At 60.7% G+C, this 18,808-nt stretch carries 12 protein-coding genes; 10 read left to right on the top strand and 2 right to left on the bottom strand.

The features are described from left to right. The first annotated feature begins 54 nt into the window (after positions 1-54). Positions 55-4,212 (top strand): PIN domain-containing protein, encoded by a 4,158-nt coding sequence (locus AC2444_RS31290; protein ID WP_128449906.1) that lies wholly within the window; start codon positions 55-57, stop codon positions 4,210-4,212. A gap of 38 nt (positions 4,213-4,250) precedes the next feature. Here the strand turns inward: AC2444_RS31290 and AC2444_RS31285 are convergent, their stop codons facing one another. Beyond that, positions 4,251-4,424 carry a hypothetical protein gene (locus tag AC2444_RS31285; RefSeq protein ID WP_164902790.1) on the bottom strand — a complete coding sequence of 58 codons (174 nt, stop codon included), beginning with the start codon at positions 4,422-4,424 and terminating at the stop codon, positions 4,251-4,253. Positions 4,425-4,874: 450 nt separating this feature from the next. On the opposite strand from AC2444_RS31285, the gene AC2444_RS31280 reads away from it, so the two are divergent. Continuing rightward, complete coding sequence (locus AC2444_RS31280; protein ID WP_128449905.1) at positions 4,875-5,474, top strand: hypothetical protein; 600 nt, start codon at positions 4,875-4,877, stop codon at positions 5,472-5,474. A gap of 327 nt (positions 5,475-5,801) precedes the next feature. Here AC2444_RS31280 and AC2444_RS31275 read toward each other — a convergent pair whose 3' ends face one another. Then, a complete protein-coding gene (locus AC2444_RS31275) occupies positions 5,802-7,139 on the bottom strand; it encodes a nucleotide sugar dehydrogenase (protein ID WP_017996820.1) in 1,338 nt (445 codons plus the stop codon). 475 nt (positions 7,140-7,614) lie between these two features. On the opposite strand from AC2444_RS31275, the gene AC2444_RS31270 reads away from it, so the two are divergent. From AC2444_RS31270 to AC2444_RS31235, 8 genes are all read left to right on the top strand, one after another. After that, positions 7,615-8,958, top strand: coding sequence for an adenylate/guanylate cyclase domain-containing protein (locus tag AC2444_RS31270; RefSeq protein WP_003553531.1), 1,344 nt, complete (start codon positions 7,615-7,617; stop codon positions 8,956-8,958). Between the two features lie 154 nt (positions 8,959-9,112). After that, on the top strand, positions 9,113-11,002 hold the full coding sequence (locus tag AC2444_RS31265; protein ID WP_128449904.1) for an ABC transporter ATP-binding protein: 1,890 nt from the start codon (positions 9,113-9,115) through the stop codon (positions 11,000-11,002). Then, a complete protein-coding gene (locus AC2444_RS31260) occupies positions 11,002-12,909 on the top strand; it encodes an ABC transporter substrate-binding protein (RefSeq protein ID WP_128449903.1) in 1,908 nt (635 codons plus the stop codon). The genes AC2444_RS31265 and AC2444_RS31260 overlap by 1 nt, the downstream gene beginning before the upstream one ends. Positions 12,910-12,912: 3 nt before the next feature. Beyond that, positions 12,913-13,911, top strand: coding sequence for an ABC transporter permease (locus tag AC2444_RS31255; RefSeq protein ID WP_003553525.1), 999 nt, complete (start codon positions 12,913-12,915; stop codon positions 13,909-13,911). Then, a complete protein-coding gene (locus tag AC2444_RS31250; protein ID WP_003553523.1) occupies positions 13,911-15,083 on the top strand; it encodes an ABC transporter permease in 1,173 nt (390 codons plus the stop codon). Before AC2444_RS31255 ends, AC2444_RS31250 begins: the two co-directional genes overlap by 1 nt. Before the next feature lie 96 nt (positions 15,084-15,179). Further along, positions 15,180-16,388, top strand: coding sequence for a glycosyltransferase family protein (locus AC2444_RS31245; protein WP_003553521.1), 1,209 nt, complete (start codon positions 15,180-15,182; stop codon positions 16,386-16,388). Positions 16,389-16,397: 9 nt separating this feature from the next. Next, a complete protein-coding gene (locus tag AC2444_RS31240; RefSeq protein ID WP_128449902.1) occupies positions 16,398-17,645 on the top strand; it encodes a glycosyltransferase in 1,248 nt (415 codons plus the stop codon). After that, positions 17,642-18,787, top strand: coding sequence for a glycosyltransferase family protein (locus AC2444_RS31235; protein ID WP_128449901.1), 1,146 nt, complete (start codon positions 17,642-17,644; stop codon positions 18,785-18,787). Before AC2444_RS31240 ends, AC2444_RS31235 begins: the two co-directional genes overlap by 4 nt. Positions 18,788-18,808 lie beyond the last annotated feature (21 nt).

Here is an 18,808-nt window from a genome sequence, read left to right as displayed (position 1 = left end):
AACGAATATAGAACATCGAGGGAGGCGTCAAGGACCTTGTCTCGGTGAAGATTGTTGGGGACGGATGCCAAAACTGTCCGTTTTAGTCGAGGAACGAAGAAAGAACCGATTGGCAAAATCATCGAAATATTGCACGCTTACGTGGAAGTGTTGCGACACCACCCCACGCAGGCATCAATGGCATATACTGCAGGTACAGAACTAAATCGTCCCGACAGCTACGCAGTCTTCGAAACGCTCTGCATGGAGTTGGGAGCGAAGATGATCAACGCGACCGAAATGGAGAAGAACGGTCGTCGCGGACAGCCTCAGAAGGGCGTCGATGTTTGGGGGTGGCGCAACAACAACGTAGAGCACATTGTCGGTGTTCAGTGCAAACAAAAGGGCTTTGGCCAGGATCTGGAAGAGAAGGAGGTTCGGGACGAGTGGGAGCAAGCTCTGACTTTCGTCCCCCCGATCAAGGAATTTTACCTTTTAACGACGGCCAACAACGACGCGGCGATGGAGCAGCTCGCCCGCGAACTCTGTCTCGACTTACTTCAGAAGACCGGGCGTTCGGTTCCTTACAAGATTTGGGGTTGGGGGCGCATCTGCGACGCGCTGCTGCCGTATCCTGATCTCATCAAGATCTTTCAGCCTGACTATGGTCTCCGGTCTCAGGAGCACTCCGACAAGCTCGATAATGTCATCGAAATGATGACCGATGAGCGGTCTACGAATGCATTCTACCTCAAGAAGATCTGGGCGGCGGTCAATAAGTCGAACGGTGTTATGCTTCTCGATGGCGTCGATGATGCATCTGCGGGGAACGAAATCGATAAGGTTTACGACCAGCAGATAGATGGATATCGATCCATCCAGCAGGGCGGACGCCCCACAACGGCGCTGCCCTTATTCGAAAAGATGCTCAAGGACGTCGGTTCGGTTGCTTCGGATCGCATTCTATTTCGCATCAAGGCAAATATTGCTGCCTGCTTCATTGCGCTTGACGATATTGAGCGGGGTTGCAAACTACTCCTCGAAGCATGCGATTGCGCGCCCGACGAGCCAAAGGCCATCTCGAACCGAGCCTTGGCTCACCTGCTTCTCCGAGACTTCCCTAAGGTGCTCGAGACCGGAAGAGAGCAGTTCGAAGCTGACGTTGCTGACGAAGCGTTGTGGGGGCATGTCATACAGGCCGCCGCGCAGAACGGTGTTCGGGAGCAGCCCCTGTCTCTAGTTCCCGAGCGGCACCAGACGACTGAAGGCGTCGTTGTTGCGGAAGTGCAGTTCTATCGAATTCATGGGAACAAAATCTGGCGAGAAAAGGCGGCCCGCGCCCGCTCGCTATTTCCGGAAAGCCGATACGCAAGACAATTCTTTGCGGACTCGTTCTTGGATCAGGCTGGCAAGGCTGCAGATAGCTGGAAGACGGGTACCCTGCCTTTCGCCCTGCGCGGTCACATCGAGGCTTCGGCCGAGACATACCGAGATATCTGGCAGGAAGTAGTCCGAGGCGACGCCGCTGTAGGAAAAGACGATTTTGTGGTCCTTGCCAACTGGCTAGTCGCCCTGAGGCTGCTTGATAGCTACCCCGAGGCACTAGCGGTCATCGAGAAGGAGCGTCAGTACGTCGAACGAGATCAGGATGTGCTCGCGAGAGCAGCCATAGCCGCATATGAGGCTGGAAGTGAACTCGCGGATGAGCTGGCACCTTTGCTGGAGAACAGCGCGATCGCGTCGATGCTCAAGCTTCAATTGGCCCTCCGCAAGGCAGATTGGAAGCTGATCGCAGAATTGCCTGATTCCAACGTCGATACGGTCGATCCTCCGGAAAGGGCTGTCTATCGTACTGCAATCAACATGTGCCGAGTGTGGAAGGGGGCGGGAGGAATCCCATCCGCTGGCGATCTCGAAGCTCCGGTGGCGGGTGCTGCCAATGATCCTAGAGCGAGCATCCTTGCGGCGGATATGTGTATGGCGTTCGGAGCGCCGACCATAGCGGAAACAGCCTACGACAACGCCCGAGAAGCGCTTACCGAGACGTCGCACTGGACCTCGCGGATAAGCGTCGCCAAGCACGCGTTTCGCCGCCAAAAATGGCGGGACGCCGCGGAGCATTATCTCGGTGCGGTCGACGAAACTCGCGATTCCGATGAACTGCGAGATCTCGCGGTGGCGTTGGCGTTTGAGGTGCCGCAAACTGGCCAAGGCGCACGATTTTATCAAGATCTCAATCAGAACCTGCGGAAAGATCAGTTCTACCGACATTTCGAAGCAGTCATGCTCTTCAACGCGGGCGACATGCCTAAAGCGGAGGCTGCTGCTCGTTCACTCCTGAAAGACGTGCAACGACTGGACACGTTCAATCTGCTCGCTATGACGCTTCAGCGACGCGGACGCCTCGACAGGATTAAAGAGTTTCTTAGGAAGAACGACGTTCTCACCTTCGAGGGCGGGACGAGAGACAAATTGTCGGCCGCCCAGGTCCTGCACGAGATTGGTCGGATTCCCGAAGCTCTAACAGAGGTTTACCGCCTCTACATGGCTCACCGTGATCGGCCGGACGTCGCCCTGACGCTGTTCGGGATGGTGATCAATGAGCGATCCTATAAGCATATTCCTCACCCTTCTGTCGTCACAGTCGATGCTTGGGTTCGATTGGAAGACCATGCTGGTCATCCGTTCACGTTCATTGTCGGTGAAGACGTATCGATACCCAACGGCGTTTATCCCGCAACACATCCTGTTGTGTCGCAGGCGATGGGTAAGTCGATCGGGGAATCGTTCACGGTATCCCGCGACGTAGGTGGGCAGATTGCCTGGACCGTAAAGGAAGTCCGCCATCGGTGGTCTCAGGCAGCTCGGGATATCGGACATAATTTCGAAACCCAGTTTCCGGATGAGAACGGCGTCTACTCCTACACCATGAAGGATAACGACATCCAACCGATGCTGGACCTCGTCAAACAGCAGGCGGAGGCAAACAAGCAATTTGCCAAACAGTACGCAGATGGGTTGCCACTCGCATTCCTGTCCGGCCGGATGAAGAAGGAGTCAATCAGTTTTGCCGAATACATCCGTTCGCTCGGAATGGAGATCAGAACATGCTTCGGTAGCAGTCAGGAACGTGCCGAGGCATTTGCTGTTATCGAACAACGTCGAGCATCTGGCGCTGTGCTCGACACCTATACAGCGTGGGTCGCTGCTGCACTCGACGTTCTTCCTATTCTAAAAGAGTTGTTCGGGTCGCTCTACGTTCCACAAGCTGTCCATGACGACCTCCTCCTTCTGAGAGGTTTCGAGAAACCTGGAAAGTCGTTCTCTATTGTATTTCATGACGGAGAGTTCCTGAAGCACGAGACCTCGCGCGAGGAGGAACTGAATCGCCGCAAAGTCATCGAGGGTCGCGAAAAGAAAATCCGGGAATATTGCGAAGTGCTCCCTGTTTCCGCGCCGGAGATCACGGGTGATTTCGCGAACGACCGAAAGCAGTCGGTAGAAATCGCGGTGGAGAACTTCGGTTCAGGTGTGCTCGATCCTGCGGCACTTGCCGCGAACGGCTACGTGCTGTTGAGCGAGGACATGAACTATCGGACGCTTGCTCGCGGGATCTGGCCGATCCAGGGCGTGTGGCTGCAGCCTGCTCTCGAATCTGCGGCTCGCCTGGGGCTTATGACCTACGACGAGTGCGTGGCCAAAATCGTCGCACTGGCGCGGCTCCGCCATGGGCATGTGTCCATCGAGGATGTGCTCCTATTGAAGGCACTCAAGTCCGGCGACGAGACTGCCGTCGCGGACTTCAAGGCACTAGCCGCTTACATTGGAACGGCATCGGCTGACATCTACGCTCATATGGGCGTTGTCGTTCGGTTTACGGATGCAGTTCTGGAAGTTAAGGAGCTTCCCCACCATGTCCGTCTGAAGGCCATCTCGATCCTACTTGAAAACCTCATAAGGAGCAGACCCGACATATATGCAAGGGTCTTGGTGGCCGTACTGATTGCTTGCGATGAAGAGGGCCAATCAGCCGTCGCTCATTGGATCAAGGGACATTTCATGCTCCCTGATGCAGAGGAGGCGCACAGGGTGTTTAGCAGGCGGACATTGAGCAACTCGATCTGGAAGATCATTCGCAGCAACAGCAGCCTGGTAGGAAACATCTCAAGGCTGTCGTCTCCGCGGCCGATACAGCTGCCGAAGGCCTTCAATGTAAAGAGGAAGAAAATCTAAAATTGGAGCCGGGTTGGAAGCGACCGTGCGGCAAGCACCTATCGAGTCTGATCGTCACGTGCACCGCTGGTCTGTTGGGTCACGACATTCGCGAAATGATCGCTGACCCGCAGCATCTCAGCTGCCAACATTTCTTGCTTGTATTTGTTGTTGTTAAGGTAGTTGCGAAGCTGAGTTTCGGTGTCTCTCACATCAAATTTCGGCAAGGCCATTCTTTCTCGGTTGCGCGACATGCTTGAGGATGACACACCACACGCTTTGATCGGTAGCGCCGATTGTGGCCAAGGATTCGATCCTCGGCAATCGCAGTTTGCCGACAATCGGATCTATCGGACCGACGAGCCCGCCTCGAATGCAATGATCGGCTACGTCCCCATGGAGGGTCCCTTGTCATCTGACGCTCCTCCCGCTCCTCCCTTGCTTTCCGCGCCTTCTCAAGGGAACGCGCGCGGGGGCTGTCTTTCCTGATGCCACTGATCTTCTCCCTGATTTCGGCCTCGACCACGGCCGGCGCGTAAAGGCACCATCGCGGGATCGTCGGCTTCGAGTTGTAGACTCGATCAATTTGACATGGCGCCGAGGTCAGCGAACCATCGGTGCGAAACCAGCAAAGGATTCGCACACCCCGCCCTTCCATTGCTCATGAACCTAGGCAAGGACATATGGCTAGAATTCCAGAAAGTTTCAGAGCATTCCAATTCCAGACTGGGATCAACCACATCCGCGATGCGTATCGAGCATCCGCCGCGACGCTTGAGAAAGCACATGCGGATGCGGCGCAAGCGTATGATGACTGGGATCGAATGGGTATCGACGGGCGCGTCTACGATGAAGACGGGACCTTGATCGATTCAATCGAGATCACGCGGGCCGAAGCAGCGAGAAGTGCGTTCTTGCAGGTCTCTCTGGTGCGGGAAGCCTTCATTATGACCACGTATCACTATTGGGAGCGTTCGGCGAAAGTCTGGTCCGGGATTCAAGGATATGCCAACTTTTACGCCCTGCGCGATAGAAGCAGTTTTCCTGTCAGTCCCCAGCTCGAAAATCTCAACCGTCTCAACAATCTCCTGAAGCACGACATATCCCGTATTGACCCCCAGCTGGTGCGTGATCGTCCCGACTACTTTCACAACGGTCTGCTTGCTCCGAAACCTGGCGACACCATCCCGAACCCAAGGCTCCAGCTTCGACACGAGCACGTTGAGGAAGCACTCGAAATCATCAGAGCGTCAGGCCCCGCATACCCTTATCCGCGAAGCTAAAGGCCTTCTCTGGAGGATACGGAGACGTGGAGGTCCAGAGGGGATCTCGTTATCGGAGGACGGTTCGAAAGGCTCGCACCATCCTGACGTGTCAAGGTGAGATCGGGCAGCTGGCGCTCCGAAATCGCGTCAATTGCGGCAGTTTACGCTGATGCCAAGCAGGACGGCCCCAGTGCACGCTGTTGTCCGGCAGGGTGCACGGGAAAGTGCTCGCACGTTCCAGAAAGCTCAATGATTTCTATGATTGGCGGTGTACGCTGATGACGTGCGCTACATGTTGGCTCGGATCTTTCGCCCTTGAATCGATTCCGAGCAAAGGCGTTTCCATCATGCCTTGATGACGTGATCGGCCGAAAGTCCGAGCCGGTTGAAGACGTTGCGCGTGTCGATGATCAGCGGGGCGCTATTTGCGAGCGCCGTATAATCCACCCTGTCGTGATCGGTCGAGACCAGCACCGCATCATAGCCGGCAATGGTATCAGGCGTCAGCGTCACCGACTTCCGGCCTTTCAGCGCCTGGTATTCGCGCGTCGGCGGTATCTCGGCGACGAAGGGATCATGGTAGTCCGCGTGTCCGCCACGCTCCTCGATGATCTCGATCAGCCGCAGCGACGGGCTCTCGCGGATATCGGCGACGTTCTTCTTATAGGCGAGCCCGAGCACCAGCACCCTGCTGCGGCTCAGCGCCTTGCCGGCGCGGATGTCGAGTGCTTCGGCAAGTTTGCCGACGATATAACGCGGCATTGCCGAATTGATCTCGCCGGCGAGCTCGATGAAGCGGGTCGGCAGCTCGTATTCGCGCGATTTCCAGGTGAGGTAGAAGGGATCGATCGGGATGCAATGACCGCCAAGGCCGGGGCCGGGATAAAACGGCATGTAGCCGAAGGGCTTGGTCTTGGCGGCGTCGATGACTTCCCAGACGTCGATGCCCATGGCCGCGTAGACGGTCTTCAGTTCGTTGACGAGAGCGATATTGACCGAGCGGAAGATGTTTTCGGTGAGCTTCACGGCCTCGGCCGTCGCATTCGAAGAGACGGGAACGACCGAGGATACCGCCGCACCATAGAATGCCTTCATCAGCGCCAGCGCCTCGGGCCCGTCGCCGGCGACGACCTTCGGGATCGTGGCGGTATGATAATGCTGGTTGCCGGGATCCTCGCGCTCCGGCGAGAAGCCGACGAAGAAGTCCGAGCCGGATTTCAGCCCGGTGCCTTCGAGAATGACCTTCACCACGTCATCGGTCGTGCCGGGATAGGTGGTCGATTCCAGCACGACGAGCTGACCGGGGCGCAAATGCGCGGCGATCGAGCGCGACGTCGCCTCGACGAAGGAAAGGTCGGGATCGCGATGCTTGGTGAGCGGCGTCGGCACGCAGATGATGACAACGTCGCATTCGGCAAGTCCGGCGAAATCATTCGTCGCCTTGAAGCGGCCGGCATCGATCTCGGCCGAAAGTGCTGCGTCGGTCACCGAGTCGATATAGGAGCGGCGGGCATCGAGCGCCACCATCTTGCCCGGGTCGATGTCGAAGCCGGTGACAGCAAAGCCGCTGCGCGCCACCGCCATCGCCAGCGGCAGGCCGACATAGCCAAGCCCGATGATGCCGGCGCGAGCCGTGCGAGTTTCGATCTTCTGCAAAAGCGTATCGAAGGAGGAGCTGGCCAAGGCGGGATCTTTCAAACGGGGAAGAGAAGGTTGATCTAATGCATGATCCAGGCAAATTAAACCCAGGCGCGGATCTTCCTCTCACGCTGGCGGTGCTGCTGTCCTGTTCGCGTCGATGACTGCCCCTCGTCAGCCGATCTCCTAACAGCACAACGCCCTTGGTCGGGTGTTGCGGAAATGACTCAGGCCATGCTGTTTGCTGCAACTTCAGCGCACAAAAAAATATAGATCCCATTGTTTCGCACTTGCAGCATCCCTATTTTGACTTTCGATATTGAACCACCTGGAAAGGATTACCCGTCCGATCCCGCCATGGGGAGTCGAGGGGCGCCGCCGCCGGGCTTTCGGCGGATCCGTTGACACAATAATACCGCTCGTACATCCTGATTTCCTTGTGACCTGCGCATGAAAATGGGCCGGCCGGGGGGACTTTTGGCTCTTGGGGATGGCGTGCCTTATGAGGATCATACCGAGAATGAGCACGATCGAATCCAGCGTGTCGTCCATCCTGTTGGACCGGGTCGCTGAATGGCTGACGAACTCTTCGCTGGCCGGAGACGAGCTTGAAAACATTGTCCGCGGTTTTTGCGAAAGGCTGACTGCCGCGGGCCTGCCGCTCGCGCGCGTGCATCTTTCCTTTTCGATGCTGCACCCGCTCTACGATGCGCTGAGCTTCACCTGGCGGCGCGCCAGCGGCGTCACCATCGAGGGCTTTCGCATGCCCGCGGGGCAAAAGCCGGACCGCTTCCTGCAGAGCCCATATTATTACCTGCTCGACAACAATCTGCAGCACATCCGCCGCCGGCTGATCCAGGATGGGCCGAACGAATTTCCGATTTTCGAGGACCTGCGCAAGGACGGCATCACCGACTATCTGGCCTTCGTGCAGCCCTTTGGCGACGGCTCGGTGCAGGGCATGATGGGTTCCTGGTCGACGGACCACAATACCGGCTTTTCCGACGACATGATCGATGCGCTGCTCAGGATGCAGAACCATCTGGCGGTCGCCGCCAAGATGGCGGTGCTCGGCAAGCTCGCCAACAACATGCTGACCACCTATCTCGGCGGCGACGCCGGCAAGCGGGTGCTGAACGGCCAGATCCGCCGCGGCGACGGTGAGACGATCCGCGCCGCCCTCGTCATGGGCGACATGCGCGAATCCACCGTCTATGCCGAAAAGGAAGGCCGCCAGGCCTATATCGACACGCTGAACCAGTTCTTCGACGCGATCGCCGCCCCGTTCAACCGCAATGGCGGCGAGATCCTGAGTTTCCTCGGCGACGGCTTTCTCGCCGTCTATCCTTGCGGACGCCACAAGGACCCATCGAAAATTGCCTGCGAGGCGGCGCTTTCGGCCGTGCATCAGGCGCAGGCGCGGGTCGCCGAACTCAACAGGGACCGCGAGCAGAAGGGCCTGACCAGGGTCGGCTACGGCATCGGCCTGCATGTCGGCAACGTCATGTTCGGCAATGTCGGCCTCAAGGACCGCCTGACCTTCTCGGCCTTCGGCTCGGCGGTCAACGAGGTTCAACGTCTGCAGATCCTGACCAAGAAATACGGCCGCGAGGTCGTCGCCAGCCAGGCCTTCGCCGGCTATTGCGGCGGCGAGTGGACGACGCTCGGCGAAGAGAAGCTGCGCGGCATCCGCCAGAAGGTGACGGTGCTGCAGCCGCGCGCGCCGGCGCCGGCGATCAACGTCGACGAGAGCTTCCGCGAGGCCGTGCAGAACGGACTTTCGGAAGCCGAGCAGGTCATTCTCCTGCATCGCGACGCCAAGAAACATGTCGAGCGCACCAGCATGGAGAAATTCATCCAGTAACAGCCTAGAACCCTTGTCATAATCCGCGCGTCACGCCTTGGGAACTTCGGCGGGACGTGGGGGTTTTTCTATGATTGTCATCAGCTAGACACCCCGTTTGCGGTACGATAGTGTGACTTAACGGGAACATAGAAGACTGGGGAATTTCATTGGTATGGCGTCTGCAGCCGATCTGTTGCGTATTGAAAATCTCGACGTCTCCTTCTCGGTTTTCGGTGACCGGTTACGGGTCGTAAAACAAGCCAATCTTCGCATTCTTCCGGGTAAGGTCACCGCTCTCGTCGGTGAATCCGGCTCGGGAAAATCGGTGATCAGCCAGTCGATCATGGGGATCCTGCCCAATCCGGCCAAGGCCACGGGCAGCATCCTGTTCACCGATCCGCTCGACGGCTCCACGACCGATATCCTGTCCTTTCCGCGCGACAGCGAGGAAATGCGCGACCTGCGTGGCCGGCGCATGGCGACGATCTTCCAGGAGCCGATGACCTCGCTCTCGCCGCTGCATACGATCGGCAACCAGATCAGCGAAGTGCTGCTGATCCATACCGAAGCCGACAAGCGGGAAGCCCGTGAAAAGACCGAGGAGATGCTCGGCCTGGTCGGCTTTTCCAACCCCCATCGCACCTACGACATGTATCCGTTCGAACTGTCCGGCGGCATGCGCCAGCGCGCGATGATCGCCATGGCGCTGATCTGCAAGCCGGCGCTGTTGATCGCCGACGAGCCGACGACGGCGCTCGACGTGACGATCCAGGCGCAGATCCTGGAATTGCTCCGCGAGCTGCAGGCCAAGCTCGGCATGGCGATGCTGCTCATCACCCACGATCTCGGCATCGTCGCCAACATGGCCGACGAGGTGGTCGTCATCTATCACGGCGAGATCATGGAAGCGGGACCGGTCGAGGCGATCTTCCGCAATCCGCAGCATTCCTATCTCAAGGGCCTGATGGCCGCCGTTCCGCATTTCGACATGAAACCCGGCGAGCGGCTGAAAGCGCTGCGCGATGTAACGGTCAATCTCGAAGCCCTGGTCGGCAAGAAGAAGCCGCTGCAGGCGGAGGCGCCGGGCATCCTGCTATCCGTCGCCAACCTCTCGAAGACCTACAAGACGCGCAAGCGCGGTTTCTTCGGCAAGCATGAAGCCACCGTCCTGCGGGCCGTCGACGACGTCAGCTTCGACATCCGGCGCGGCGAATGTCTTGGTCTGGTCGGCGAGTCCGGTTGCGGCAAGACGACGCTCAGCAAGATCCTGATGCGCGCCATCACCCCGGACAGCGGCGCGGTGGTGTTTAACGACGGCAAGGAGGTCGTCGACGTCCTCTCCGTCAAGGGCTCCGAACTGCAGGACATGCGCACCAAGATCCAGATGGTGTTCCAGGACCCGGTCTCCTCGCTCTCGCCGCGCATGACGGTGCGCAACATCCTGAGTGAACCGCTCGAGATCCATGACCGCGGCGACAGCGACGAGCGCAAGCGCAAGGTCGAGGGGTTGATGGCGGCGATCGGCCTCGACAAGCGTTATCTCAGCCGTTACCCGCACAGTTTTTCGGGCGGCCAGCGCCAGCGCATCGGGATCGCGCGCGCACTCGCGCTCGGCCCGAAGCTCGTCATCCTCGACGAGCCGGTCTCGGCGCTCGACGTCTCCGTGCAGGCGCAGATCCTCAACCTGTTGAAGGACCTGCAGAAGGAACTGGGGCTTACCTATCTGTTCATTTCGCACAATCTCGCCGTCGTCGATTACATGGCCGACCGCATCGCCGTGATGTGCAAGGGCCGCATCGTCGAGATCGCGCCGCGCGAGATCATCCTGCGCGATCCGGTGCACCCCTATACGAAATCGCTGCTCGCCGCCGTCCCCTTCCCCGATCTCGACCGGCCGCTCGATTTCAAGGCGCTCAGGGAAAACGGCGCCGCCGACAAGCAGAACTGGGGCGCGACCTTCACCGCCGAGCACGACGACGCTTCCGAGCTTTCCTATGCCGATCTCGGCGACGGCCATCTGGTGCGCGCCCGCAAGGGCGCCGATATCAGGGAGTTGCGCTGATGGTGACGCGTCGCGTCTTTCTCGGCGGCCTCGTCGGTGCTGCGATCGCGCCCGCGGTGCTTCGCGCCGGACAGGCCAGCGAGCCGGAATTCCTCAAGGAGCGGCTGACATCAGGCAGCCTGCCGCCGATGGCCGAGCGCATTCCCGCCCGCCCGCGTATCGTCAATCTCAAGGAGATGGGGCTCGAACCCGGTGCCTACGGCGGTACGGTGCGCACCATTATCGGCAGCCAACGCGACATCCGCTTCATGACGATCTACGGCTATGCCCGCCTGGTCGGCTACAACAAGCACCTGCAGTTCCAGCCGGACATCCTGGCTTCCTTCCAGTCCGAGGACGACACGGTCTTCACCTTCACGCTGCGCGAGGGCCATAAATGGTCCGACGGCCAGCCGTTCACGGCCGACGATTTCCGCTACTGGTGGGAAGACGTCATCCTGAACGACAAGCTGACGCCCGGCGGCGGCGCGCTGGAGCTTCGTCCGCACGGCAGCCTGCCGCGCTTCGAAATGCTCGATCCGCTGACCGTGCGCTACACCTGGGAAAAACCCAACCCGATGTTCCTGCCGACGCTGGCCGGGCCGCAGCCGCTCGTCATCTTCGGCCCCGGTCATTATCTCAAGCAGTTCCACAAGAAATTCCAGCCCGACCAGGCGAAGATGGACGAGATGATGAAGACCTACCGCGTCAAGAAGTGGCAGGATCTGCACATCAAGATGGCGCGTTCCTACCGTCCGGAAAATCCGAACCTGCCGACGCTCGATCCCTGGCGCAATACGACGCCGCTGCCGTCCGAGCAGTTCGTCTTCGAGCGTAACCCGTTCTTCCACCGCATCGACGAGACCGGCAGGCAGCTTCCCTATCTCGACCGTTTCATCCTCAACGTCTCTTCCTCGTCGATCATCGCCGCCAAGGCCGGCGCGGGCGAAGCCGACCTGCAGGTAACCGGCATCGATTTCAACGACTACACCTTCCTGAAGGAGGCCGAGAAGCGCTTCCCGGTAAAGGTCAATCTCTGGAAGCTCGCGCGCGGCTCGCGCATCACGCTGCTGCCGAACCTCAACTGTGCCGACGAGGTATGGCGCGGCCTCTTCCGCGACGTGCGACTGCGCCGCGCTCTGTCGCTGGCGATCGACCGGCACGAGGTCAACATGGTCGCCTTTTACGGCCTCGGCACGCCAAGCGCCGACACCGTCCTGCCCGACAGCCCGCTCTTCAAGCAGGAATATGCCGACGCCTTCGTGAAGTTCGATCCCGACGAAGCCAACCGTCTGCTCGACGAGCTCGGCTTGACCAAACGCGGCGACGACGGCATGCGGCTGCTGCCCGACGGGCGGCGCGCCGAGATCACCGTCGAGACCGCCGGCGAGAGCAATCTCGACACCGACGTGCTGGAGCTGGTGCACGACCACTGGGCCAATATCGGCCTGGCGCTTTATACCCGGACCTCGCAGCGCGACGTCTTCCGTAACCGCGCCATGAGCGGTTCGATCATGATGTCGATCTGGTACGGACTCGACAATGGCGTGCCGACGGCCGACATGTCGCCCGCAGGCCTTGCGCCGACGCTCGACGATCAGCTGCAATGGCCGCTCTGGGGCATGCATTACCTTTCCGCCGGCCAGGAGGGGGTCGCACCGGATCTGCCTGAGGCTGCGGAATTGGTCGACCTGCTCAGCCAATGGGGCTCGACGGCGAAATTCGAGGAGCGCCAGGTGATCTGGCACAAGATGCTGGCGCTCTATACGCAGCAGGTGTTCTCGATCGGCCTCATCAACAGCACGCTGCAGCCCGTTCTTTGCGCCGCCAAACTGCAGAACCTGCCGGAGAAAGCGCTCTACGGCTTCGATCCCACCTCCTATCTCGGCGTCTATATGCCGGATGCATTCTGGTACAAGGAGGCCTGAGGCGTGCTCAGATACATTCTCTGGCGCATCGCCGCCATGGTGCCGACACTCTTCGTCATTTCGGCGCTGGTCTTCACCATCATCGAATTGCCGCCCGGCGACTTCTTCGAGAGCCAGATCGCCGAGCTGCGTGCCTCCGGCGAGACCGCCAACCTCCAGGAAATCGAGGAGATGCGCCAACAATACGGCTTCGACAAGCCGGAGATCGTGCGCTATTTCTACTGGGTCGGCGGCATGCTGCACGGCGATTTCGGCTATTCCTTCGAATACCAGCTGCCGGTCTCCGACGTGGTCGGCGATCGTCTCTGGCTGACGATGCTCGTCTCCTTCACGACGATCCTGCTCACCTGGCTGATCGCCTTTCCGATCGGCATCTATTCGGCCACGCACCAGTACAGCTGGGGTGATTACGGGCTGACCTTCCTCGGCCTGCTCGGCATCGCCGTTCCGAACTTCATGCTGGCGCTGATCCTGATGTATTTCGCCAATATCTGGTTCGGCATCTCGATCGGCCATCTGATGGACCAGCAATATATCTCGGCGCCGATGAGCTGGGAGAAGGCGCGGTCGATCCTCTCTCATCTGTGGATCCCCGTGATCATCGTCGGCACGGCCGGCACGGCCGGCATGATCCGGCGGCTGCGCGCCAACCTGCTCGACGAGATGCAGAAGCAGTATGTCGTCACCGCCCGCGCCAAGGGCCTGCCGCCGCTGAAGGCGCTGGTCAAATATCCGCTGCGCATGGCGCTCAACTTCTTCGTCGCCGATATCGGCTCGATCCTGCCGTCGATCATCTCGGGCGCCGAGATCGTCGCGATCGTGCTGTCGCTGGAAACGACGGGGCCGATGCTCATCAAGGCGCTGCAGAGCCAGGACATGTATCTGGCCGGCTCCTTCCTGATGTTCCTGGCCTTCCTCAACGTCATCGGCGTGCTGATCTCCGACATCGCGCTCGGCTTCCTTGATCCCCGCATCCGTCTGCAAGGCAGGAGCACCAAATAATGTCGCCCCTTCCCGCACCCGGCGCGCCGCTTCCGCATTACGTCTCGACCGCGCCTTTCGATCCGCTTGCGACCGAATCGATGACGTCGGCGCAATCGCGCATCCATCTCGCCTCGCAAAAGCAGCTGATGTGGTGGAAATTCAAGCAGCACAAGCTCGCCTTGATCTCCGGCATCTTTCTCGCCGCCGTCTACCTGATGATCCTGATCGTCGAGTTCCTGGCGCCCTACGGCCTGCACACGCGCAATGTCGATTTCATCCACGCGCCGCCGCAGGCCGTCCATTTCTTCGATAAGGGCAGCTTCGTCGGTCCCTTCGTCTACGGCCGCGGCATGACGCTCGATCTCGACACGCTGCACCGCGTCTATTCCGACAGGCCGAACGACGTGCAGCCGATCCGTTTCTTCTGCCGCGGCGATGCCTATAAATTCTGGGGTCTCGTCACGTCGAACTATCATCTGGTCTGCCCGGCGATCGGCGGCCAGATGTTCCTGCTCGGCACCGACCGGCTCGGCCGCGACGTGCTCTCGCGCATTCTTTACGGCGCGCGGATATCGCTGACGATCGGCCTGATCGGCATTTCGATCAGCTTCGTGCTCGGCATCGTCATCGGCGGCCTTGCCGGCTACCGCGGCGGCGTCTTCGATCTCATCGTCCAGCGCCTGATCGAAGTGCTGCAATCGCTGCCGAGCCTGCCGCTGTGGATGGCGCTGGCTGCCATCATGCCGGTGACCTGGAGCCCGATCGTCATCTATTTCGGCATCACCGTCATCCTTGGCATCATCGACTGGACGGGGCTGGCGCGCGCCGTGCGCTCCAAACTTCTGGCGCTGCGCGAGGAGGATTATGTCCAGGCCGCGCAGCTGATGGGCGCCAGCACGCCGCGCATCATCGGCCGGCATCTGGTGCCGGGCTTCATGTCGCATCTCATTGCTTCGGCGACGATTTCAATTCCTGGCATGATCCTTGGGGAGACCGCGCTCTCCTTCCTCGGCCTCGGCCTTCGTCCACCGATCACCAGCTGGGGCATTCTGCTGACCGAGGCAAAAAGCGTCAGCGTCATCGCCTTCTATCCCTGGCTGCTCTATCCGATCATTCCTGTTGTTCTTGTCATTTTGGCGTTCAACTTTCTGGGAGACGGCTTGCGTGATGCGGCAGATCCCTACAAATAGCAGGAAACGCGGCGGCGCATCACCGCACCGCCCCCACCTCTTGGCCTCCGGACGGTGGGGTTACTAACTATGTTGCTGACCCCAGAAGGGATGCCCATGTCCAGACGTCTCGAAGATGCGCGCATCCTCATGTACAGCCACGACACCTTCGGTCTCGGCCATCTGCGCCGCTGTCGCGCCATTGCCCATGCGCTGGTCGAGGATTATCGCGGCCTCAATATTCTGATCATTTCGGGTGCCACCATCGCCGGCGCCTTCGACTACCGCGCCCGTGTCGACTTCGTGAAGATCCCGAGCGTCATCAAGCTCCGCAACGGCGAATATACCTCGCTCGCCAGCCATATCGACCTGCACGAGACGCTGAAGATGCGCGAATCGAGCATTCGCCACACGGCCGAGACCTTCCAGCCCGATATCTTCATCGTCGACAAGGAACCGATGGGACTGAAGGGTGAGGTCGAGGATACGCTCGCCTATCTCAAGGCCCGCGGCACCGTCCTGGTGCTGGGGCTGCGCGAGATCATGGACGCGCCGCATCTGCTCGAGGCCGAGTGGAAGAAGAACAGCGTCATGCAGAAGATCGACCAGTATTACGACAGCGTCTGGGTCTATGGTCCGCCGGATTTCTACGATCCGCTGATCGGCCTCGACGTCCCGGCCAGCCTGCGCCGGAAGATGGATTTCGTCGGCTTCCTGCAGCGCAGCGTCTCCAAGGGCAAGACCTCGATCAACGCCCGCAAGGACAATTACATCCTCGTCACCACGGGCGGCGGCGGCGACGGCTCCGATCTCGTCCATGACGTCATGAACGCCTACGAGGCCGATCCGACGCTGACGCAAAAGGCGCTCGTCGTGCTCGGGCCCTATATGCCGGCCGCCGAGCGGGCCAAGCTGGTGCAGAAGGGCGAAGCCATCTCCTATATCGAGGTGATCGAGTTCGACAACCACATGGAAGAGCTGATCGACGGCGCGACCGGCGTCGTTGCCATGGGCGGTTATAACACCTATTGCGAGATCCTCTCCTTCGACAAGCCGGCCCTCATCGTGCCGCGCGTCAAGCCGCGCGAAGAGCAGCTGCTGCGCGCCCTGCGGGCAAGCGAGCTCGGCCTCGTCGACATGCTGCTGCCGGATCAGTCGGTCGACCCCACGATCATGGCCGAAGCGCTGAAGCGTCTGCCTTCGCGCCAGCCGCCGTCGAAGAGCGGCGGCAATATGCGTCTCGAAGGGCTGGACCATATCTCCCAGACCGTCGGCCGTTGGATCGACGGCCGCGGCAGCCACCTTTCCCTCGTCGGCGCGGAATAGGGCACGGCCTTGCCGCCACGCCGCAAGATCCTCGTCGTGCTGAAGGGCTATCCCCGCCTTTCGGAAACCTTCATTGCCCAGGAGCTGCTCGGCCTCGAAAAGGCCGGCTTCGACCTGACGCTGATTTCCATGCGCCGGCCGACCGACAAGAAGCGCCATCCCGTGCATGAGGAGATCCGGGCGCGTGTCGTCTATTTGCCGGAATATCTGCACGAGGAGCCGATCCGCGTGCTGAAGGGCCTCATCGCCGGCCTCTCCAAACCAGGCTTTAAGGCGCTGATGAAACGCTTCCTCGCCGACCTCGTGCGCGACATCTCCCGCAACCGCTTCCGCCGTCTCGGCCAGGCGCTGGTGCTGGGGCGCGAATGGCCGGACGAGGGCGAATGGCTGCATGCCCATTTCATCCACACGCCGGCCTCGGTGACGGAATATGCGAGCATCCTCACGGGCACGCCCTGGACCTGTTCGGCGCATGCCAAGGACATATGGACGTCGCCCGACTGGGAGCTGAACGAGAAACTCGGCAGCGCCCGCTGGACCGTCACCTGCACCAGGACGGGCTACGACCACATGCGCACGCTGACGTCACGCAAGGACGCCGTGCATTTGAGTTACCACGGTCTCGATCTCGCCCGCTTCGGCCACTTTGCCGGCGAGCGCTCGGACCGGACCGGCAGCGACCCGGACGATCCGGCCTTCATCCTCAGCGTCGGCCGCGCCGTCGAAAAGAAGGGTTACGACGTGCTGCTGCGCGCACTGGCGCTGCTGCCCGCCGAGCTTCACTGGCGCATGGACCATATCGGCGGCGGCGAGGAGCTTGTGAAACTGAAGGCGCTGGCCGCCGAACTCGGGATCTCCGGCCGCATCGTCTGGAAGGGCGCCATGGCCCAGGAAGACGTGCTCGATCATTACCGCCGCGCCGACCTCTTCGCGCTTGCCTGCCGGATCGCCGCCAACGGCGACCGCGACGGCCTGCCGAACGTCCTGGTCGAAGCCTCGAGCCAGCGGCTCGTCTGCCTGTCGACCGAAGTATCCGGTGTGCCGGAACTGCTGAAGAACGGTGAAAACGGCCTCGTCGTGCCGCCAGACGACCCGGCGAAGCTGGCCGCAGCGCTGGAGGCGGCGATCCGCGACCCGGCACTGCGCAAGCGGCTCGGCGATGCCGCCGAACGCCAGGTGCGCCAATATTTCGACTATCACTCCAGCATCAGACAGCTCACCGGCCTGTTCGAGGCCGAATGGCAGAAGGCGTCATGACGGCACCGCGTATCTTCTTCTACGTCCAGCACCTGCTCGGCATCGGTCACATCGCCCGCGCCAGCCGCATCGCCAACGCGCTGATCAAGGACGGTTTCGACGTCACGGTCGTGACCGGCGGCCTGCCGGTGCCGGGCTTTCCGGGCGAAGGCGTAAAGACCGTGGCCCTGCCGGCGGTCGTTGCCAGCAATGCCGGTTTTTCCGGTCTCGCCGATGCCGATGGCCGGCCGGCCGACGAGGATTTCCTCCATGCCCGCCGCCAGCTGCTACTCGATGCCTTTCATGCCGCAAGGCCCGATGTCGTCATCATCGAAGCCTTCCCGTTTGGCCGGCGACAGATGCGCTTCGAACTGCTGCCGCTGCTCGAGGCGATCGACAAGGCAGAACCGCGGCCGAAACTTCTAAGCTCGGTGCGCGACATCCTGCAGGAAAACCGCAAGGCCGGCCGCGACGCGGAGACCGCCACGCTGGTCAAGGATCATTTCGATGCCGTGCTCGTCCACGGCGATCCGGATTTCGTCAGGCTTGAGGACACCTTCCCGCTGACGTCAGAGATCGCCGACAGGCTGCGTTATACCGGCCTCGTCGCAGCCCCGTCGGCGCCCGAACCGACCGAGACATTCGACATCATCGCATCGGCGGGCGGCGGCGCGGTCGGCGCCGCGCTGATCGGCGCGGCAAAAGAGGCGGCAGCGCTGCTGCCCGACGATCTTCGCTGGCTGCTGGTCGCGGGCCCGAACCTGCCCGAGGCCGATTTCGCCGCGCTGCTGGAGGGCGTGGGCCCGAATGTGACGCTGGTGCGCTTCCGCAGGGATTTTCCCTCGCTGCTTCGCGGCGCCAAGGTGTCGATCTCGCAGGCAGGCTACAACACGGTCGGCGATCTCCTGCGCACCCAATGCCGGGCGATCCTCATTCCCTTCGTCGCCGGCGGCGAGACCGAGCAGACGGTGCGTGCCGAACGGCTGCAGGCGCTCGGCCTTGCCGATATCCTGCCGGAAACCGGCCTAACGGCGGGCCATGTGAAAGAGGCGGTCGAAAAGGCGCTCGCCGCTCAGCCACGGGGGCCGGTCTCGCTCGACCTCGACGGGGCGGAGAAAACCGCCTCCATCATTCGCTCCATGATTGCCGAATCCCTCGCCTAATCCAAAATTCCTGTGGTATAA

The sequence above is a fragment of the Rhizobium sp. WSM1328 genome, from assembly GCF_057653715.1.
The sequence above is the reverse complement of the archived record's forward strand: the minus strand, read 5'-3'. Positions and strand labels throughout refer to the sequence as shown.